Raw genomic sequence first — 6049 nt, forward strand, 5'->3', positions numbered from 1 at the left:
TGATTGCCCTCAAGGAAAGACCAGATCTTCAAGAAAGGTCGGTGTTTTGTTGAAAGTGATATAAGATTTTGGAAAGGTTCGCGCCAGCCCCCCTGGATTCCCGCATTCGCGGGAATGACAGCAAAAACGGGCATATGCCCAGTTCTTGATTTGAATTGCTATACAATCTGGGAAATCTCCACAAGGAGCAGCACCGGTGGGAGAAAGCCGCCGCCTGCTCACACCTTCAACCTGCCATCCAAGAGCTGGAGTTCTTTATTGAGGCTTTTGGTTATGAGAATAAGGGCTGATTCAGGGGCTCTTTCAGCCCTTTCACCGACCCAAGTAGGGGGGTAGATGATGATTTTTTCCTGTCGATTTCATTCCGTTTCCTGTGAAAGGTGCAGTTACCAGGATCGTCGCCTCTATTCGTCAGCGATCCTGTATTACCTCTTTCTGGTAAGTGTGGGGATGGTGTTGTTCTACGACCAAGCCCTTCAAAGGCTGGGAGAAGGGTGGTGGGTGGGGCCTGCTTTATTCGCTGGTTTGTCTCTCTGGCTGGCCGGAATCTCTTTCATCGTCGATCAGGCCCTCAAAATCAAGCATCCCCCCCTCCCGAAAATCTGCCCCAACTGTGAGATTAAACTGAAATATGGGGGTGGTTTTTTAGGAGGGGGCTTAATTCCCCTGTTCGAGGATATCCTGGTGGGGATTGGGTTTGGGGCCTCATTGGCTTGGGTTTTGATGATCGTGTAGCGCGTTCCAAGCGAATGGTTTCAGTCAGTCAAATCATCTGGAGTGGATATCCCCTTCATCCCCCCCTGCGATGAATCATCCTCGGATTGCTAACGTGCTTATGAAGCAATTTTTGCCGTTTTCAACACCATTCAGGACCAGAACGGCCAAGTCGTTTCAATAATCGCCGAAAGTGTTGCTGGTTGTTATTCAACCATGATATCAGCCATCATCTAAAGATACGGGCCATATATCTGTAACCATCCACCAACCCACCACCTTTTTTCAGCCTCTCTTGGAGAGACCAATGACCACGGCTTATCGGGTTCTGTTTTTGGGAGCCAATGGACCGGAAACCAATGCGATCTGGCAGCGACTTAAAAAACGGGTCCAGGGCTTGGGGCATGTGCCCATTCTCTGGCTGAAAAAGTTTTCTGTCAGTGAATTTCAGCAAGCCATCGCGGTGGGTGGTGATCCCCCCCTGCCCCTGGCGGTGATCTATTGGGGGAATGATGCCCACGAAGAGGCCGCCGTTGCCGAAGAGGCTGCCAAACGGGGATTGCCTCTTTTCCCGGTGGTGAGCAGTGATGCCAAGGGTACGATTGCCAAGGAACTTCCACAGAGCTGCCGTGGTTTTCAATGCACCTTTCAGAATCAAGCCGATTGGGAAAATCAGCTGGTCAACGGCGTGCTGGAAGCGTTGTCGCTGGTTCGGGAGCGGCGGCGGATTTTTATCAGCTATCGGCGGGATGAAACCGAAGCCCTGGCCCGGCAGCTGTTCGATAGCTTGAACGGCATTGGCTACAGCCCTTTTCTCGACAACTGCGAAATCATCCCCGGCAAAAACTTTCAAACAGCCCTCATGCATCAACTGGTGGATTCCGACCTGCTGATTCTGCTGGACTCCCCCGGCATCGATCAAAGTGAGTGGGTACAAAAAGAGCTGGATCAGGCCGATCAACACGGCATCGGCATCCTGCGCCTGAAAATGCCCGAAGGAACCAGCCAATTAACCATCGGATACCACTATCACCCCCATCTGACGCTGGAAAATGCGGATTTCGTTTCGACCACCACCAAAATAACGCGGGATCGATTGCTCCAGACCGCCAAACTCGAAACAATCCTCAACAAGGTGGAAGAAATACGCGCAGAAAAGATCGGGGATCGATTTTATGCCATGCTGGTCTATTGCCGTGACAGGGCCGGGCAGGTTGGTCTGAAAGTACAATTCCAACCCGGTGGCCTGGTTTTACAGCGAAATGGCCAATCAATCGCCTGGCTTCAGCTCCTGCCAGGGGTTCCAGTCAGCCAGGATCTCCAGGAAGCCTCCCGTTCCCAAGCCAAACAGAAGCTGCCATCTGGTTTGATATCGTTGTATTATAATGGCTCAGGGGTAGATCCTGCCTGGCTTGAGCATATGGCCTGGCTCAACGGCAATCTGCCCGTAAAAGCGCTCTATCAGGAAAACCTGTCCTCATGGTTGGGAGGGATTCCATGAAAAAATCGGTCTTTCTCTCCGCATCCGTGCCCGATCTCGCTCGCAAACCCCAATATGCCGACTGCAAACCCCTGGCTATCCGGGATGCGGTGCTGGCTCTCGCCATGGAAACCTCCATACGCAACATCCCCCTCATCTTTGGGGGCCACCCCTCCATCACCGTTTTTCTGGCGCGATGGGCCAAACACACCGGCCAGGTGGATCATGTCACCCTCTATCAATCCCGCTTTTTCGAAGATCAGTTCCCACCGGAAATCAAGGCCATCCCCGAGTTAAAACTGGTGGATAAAGTGGCTGGCAAGTTATTGCCCAATCTGACCCATTTTCGTCAGGTCATGCTCTCGGAAAACAACATCGGCCTGGGGGTGTTCATGGGAGGGATGGATGGTTTGCAAGAGGAGCGGGATATTCTACAGCGCTCTCACCCGAAAGCGGTACTAATGCCCATGATCCAGCTGGGCGGGCAGACCCGGGATATTTTCCCAAAAGAGAGCCTAGACCCTCTGGTCAAAGAGACCTTTGAGACCAACTTTTCTCCGGGAGGACGTTTCGCCGCCATCCTCGACCGGTTGGCGTTTGGGGAGCCTTCCTCTTCACAAGGGTAGTATGATCAACCTTACAATTGCATCGTGTTTTTGTTCTGAAAACGGGACTTCATGCAAAAGGCGCGACATCACCCCAAAAACCAAACATCCGCTACAGCTACAGCTCCACCACCGCCATCCCCCCCTCGCCCACCTCTTTGCGGGCGATCTCAATCAGGTGGGGATGGTGGGTAAAAAAGAGGGTCTGGGTAGGGGACTTTCTTTGAGATAGCAGCCTCAAGGTGGCACCAGCGCGCTGGTCATCAAAATGGATCAGGATATCATCCAAAACCAGGGGTAGGGGCTCCTGCTCCTCTTCACGAATTTCCAAAAGTGCCAAACGAAACGCCAGATGGAGCTGGTCCCGGGTACCGTCGCTCATCTCCTCCACCCCAATCCGCCCCCCTTCCCGGCGCTTGGCCAAAAAGATCGGATTGTCGCTGCTGTCCAGATCCATCTCCAAACCGCTGAAATGGTCGCAGGTAAGCTGCCGAAACATCTCCCCGGCCTTCTTCAACACCGGGCTCTGGTTGCGCTCCCGAAACCGCGTCACCGCCTTTTTGATCAACCCTGAAGCCAACTTCAGCTCCAGATAGCGCTCGGCTCCCCGTTTAATTCCCGCCAACGCCTCCTGCTTTTCCTGGGCTGCCTGGGCTGCCGCACCATTGCCACCGGTCATTCCATCCAGTTCGACTTGAATCTCTCCCAAACGCCGGGAGAGGACCGCCTGTTTTTCTCCAAGGACCCCGATCTCCTCCTCCAGCGCCTCAAGCTGTCCCGGCAACCGGTCCCGATCCACCGATGCCGCTTCTTCAGCCATCTCCTGGAGGGTCAATCCCTCTCCCTCCTTGAGAAGCCCCTTTTCCAGCGCCGCCAAGGAGGTGGCCAACTCTTTCTTGCGAGCGTACAGAGCCTCGACCCCCTCCAACTCCCCCGCTTCTGAGCATCCATACAAGCGGCAAAGCTCTGCCAACACCCCCTGGGCCTGGCGCAAATCCCCCTGGGCCTCCCGGGCTTGGCTTTGATGTTTGGCCAGATTTTTTTCCAGTCCGACCCGCCGCTGCCGAAGCCGGTCTCCCTCCTGAAGTCGCTGCCTTAAAATCCCCACCCCTTCCACTGCCGGGCTCTCCATCAAATCTGCTGCCACCGCCGCCACCAAGGGCCTCACCCGGGATTCAAAAGCCTCCACATCACACGCCATCCCGTTGATCCGCCCCTTGAGGTTATCCCAGTTGACAAACTCCCGTCCCACCTCTCCCAACACCTCCAGGTAGGTCACAATCCGGCTGGGAGGTGCGCTGACATCCTGTTCCAATGCCATCATGGCCTGCTGCCAGCGCCGGGTCCATCCGGCCATCTCTCGCCGCCCTCCTTCCAGGCGATCCTGAGAAAGGCTTTCCTTTTTAATCAAATTTTTCAGACGCTCTTGCAGATGTCGCCCCTCGGCCCGCCTCTTTTCCAACCCCTCGGCCACCCCCCGGGCAAATCGCACCAGTTCCCCCACCCCCCCCTGGGGAACCACCTCTCCCATAGCGACCAGCTGTTCTCCCAAGCGGGTTTTCCAATGTCCTGCCAGCGCCAGCCGATCCTGGAGCTGACGTTGCAATGCATTGCTCTCCAACCAAAGCCGCACCACCCCCTCCCGCCGCCGCAGCCAACCCAGCATCCGCTGGGGGGCATCCGGGATCAGATCGCTTCCCTGCCACGCCCCATGCCACCGCTCGGTGAGCCGCCCCTCTGTTATTTCCAACGCCTGACGCTTGGTCAAAAGTTCAGCCAGCCCCTTTTCCCCCCTGGCCACTTCGATCTGCAAGGCCCGAAAACGCGCCACCCGGGCCGCTTCCTGAAATCGTCCGTCCGCCAAACCATCGGCTTTGGCCATATTCCCTTCAAAAGCTTCCGACAAGGGAAGATCCCCACCATACTCCGCAGCCTCTTTGGAAATATCCTCCTGCCCCTCAACAAAACCACGTTTCAAAAGCGCCCACCCCTGATCCCGATGGTGGCGTGCCGCCTGCACCACCTCTTCCGTGGGCACCTCCCCGGCCGCTTCCAAACCCTCTATTTCCGCCAAACCCTCGTCAACGCCCCGTTGGGCCTCCCGAATGTCCCGCTCAACCTGCTTGACCGCTTCATCATGGGTGCGCATCTCCACCTCAAAGCGCTCCACCACCTCCACCGAAGGAATGGGGTTTTTGATCCAGCTTCCGATCTGATCGGAAACGTGTTCCAAAGAGGCCAGCTCCCCCTGGAGCTGATCGGTCAAACCCGCCAGCTTGCGCTGCTCTTCCCGGATTTCCCGCTCCAGCCCGCCAGACTCCAGCACCTCCCCCAGGGTGGCCTGCAAGGGAGCGGGGTCGGGTATTTTTTCGAAATCAACCAACTCTCGGGCGACCCCTTGCCGCTCCCGGATGAGTTCTGCCAGAGCGCTACCCGCCTCCTCCAAACGACTTTCCAGGCGACCATGGGCGTTGATCAGCTCACGCACCTCTGCTTGCAGGGGGCGGGGAGGAAGTTTTGCCCGGGCTCCATCGGGATCGGGTTCGAGACCGGCCTCAGTGAGCAACTGCCCGATCCGATCTGCCACTCCCTTCAGCTCCCCCTGTCGCCGGGGAAGGTCGGCGAGACTTTTGACGATCTGCCCCCCCTCCTGAAAAAGCGCTTCGATCTCCCCCTCCCGAGCCAACAACAAATCCGGCAGATGGATCTCCCCCAACTCCTTTTCCAGCAGCTCGATCTCCTGACTCGAACGCTCCAGGGAAAGCTCAGCCCGGCGCAACGCCTCTACACTCTGGCGTCGGCGCTGGGGGCCATCCGGAGGAAGTTCAGGAATCCCTGCCAACTCCCCAAGGGCTGTGGAAAGAGCCGCCTGCTCTGCCAAACGGGGCAGGTTGCGATGAATCCGCACCCAACGCCGCCGCTCTTTTTGCTGCTGCTCCAAGCTGGATTGAAGCGCCTCCAGGGCCGCCTCCCGGGATCGACGCTCCCCATCCAGCTCCTGCCACTGCCGCTGGGAAAGCGCCACCTCCCGCCCCCGATCCTTGGCTTCCTTAAAAGCCCCAAGCCCCCGATTGATCTCCTGAATTTTACCCCGAAATCGATAGAGCCCCGCGGCTTCCGCCTCCAATCCATCCAAAACACCCCGCACCCCCACCAACCCCCCCCCCCCCTCCAAAAGACCTACCCCCCCCCCCCCCCCCCCCCCCCCAAAAACCCTCCCCCCCCCCCCCCCCCCCCCCCCAACCCCAAC

The 6049-nt window shown here is 57.2% G+C and carries 3 protein-coding genes; 2 read left to right on the top strand and 1 reads right to left on the bottom strand.

Annotation, left to right across the window (positions count from 1 at the left end; all coding sequences use genetic code 11):
* Positions 1-1021 precede the first annotated feature (1021 nt).
* Positions 1022-2215 carry a toll/interleukin-1 receptor domain-containing protein gene (locus HQL52_19605; protein MBF0371648.1) on the top strand — a complete coding sequence of 398 codons (1194 nt, stop codon included), beginning with the start codon at positions 1022-1024 and terminating at the stop codon, positions 2213-2215.
* Entirely contained in the window at positions 2212-2820 is a 609-nt protein-coding gene (locus HQL52_19610) for a hypothetical protein (protein MBF0371649.1), read from the top strand. The genes HQL52_19605 and HQL52_19610 overlap by 4 nt, the downstream gene beginning before the upstream one ends.
* A gap of 97 nt (positions 2821-2917) precedes the next feature.
* On the opposite strand, the gene HQL52_19615 is transcribed toward HQL52_19610, so the two are convergent.
* On the bottom strand, positions 2918-6049 hold a 3132-nt coding region (locus HQL52_19615; GenBank protein MBF0371650.1), incomplete at its 5' end, for an AAA family ATPase.

It is taken from the genome of Magnetococcales bacterium, assembly GCA_015232395.1.
In the GTDB taxonomy this organism is placed as follows: Bacteria; Pseudomonadota; Magnetococcia; order Magnetococcales; family JADFZT01; genus JADFZT01.

Bases quoted from the DNA above. Each gene is read 5' to 3' on its own strand.
- HQL52_19605 (MBF0371648.1), top strand. From the start codon at position 1,022: ATGACCACGGCTTATCGGGTTCTGTTTTTGGGAGCCAATGGACCGGAA.
- HQL52_19610 (MBF0371649.1), top strand. From the start codon at position 2,212: ATGAAAAAATCGGTCTTTCTCTCCGCATCCGTGCCCGATCTCGCTCGC.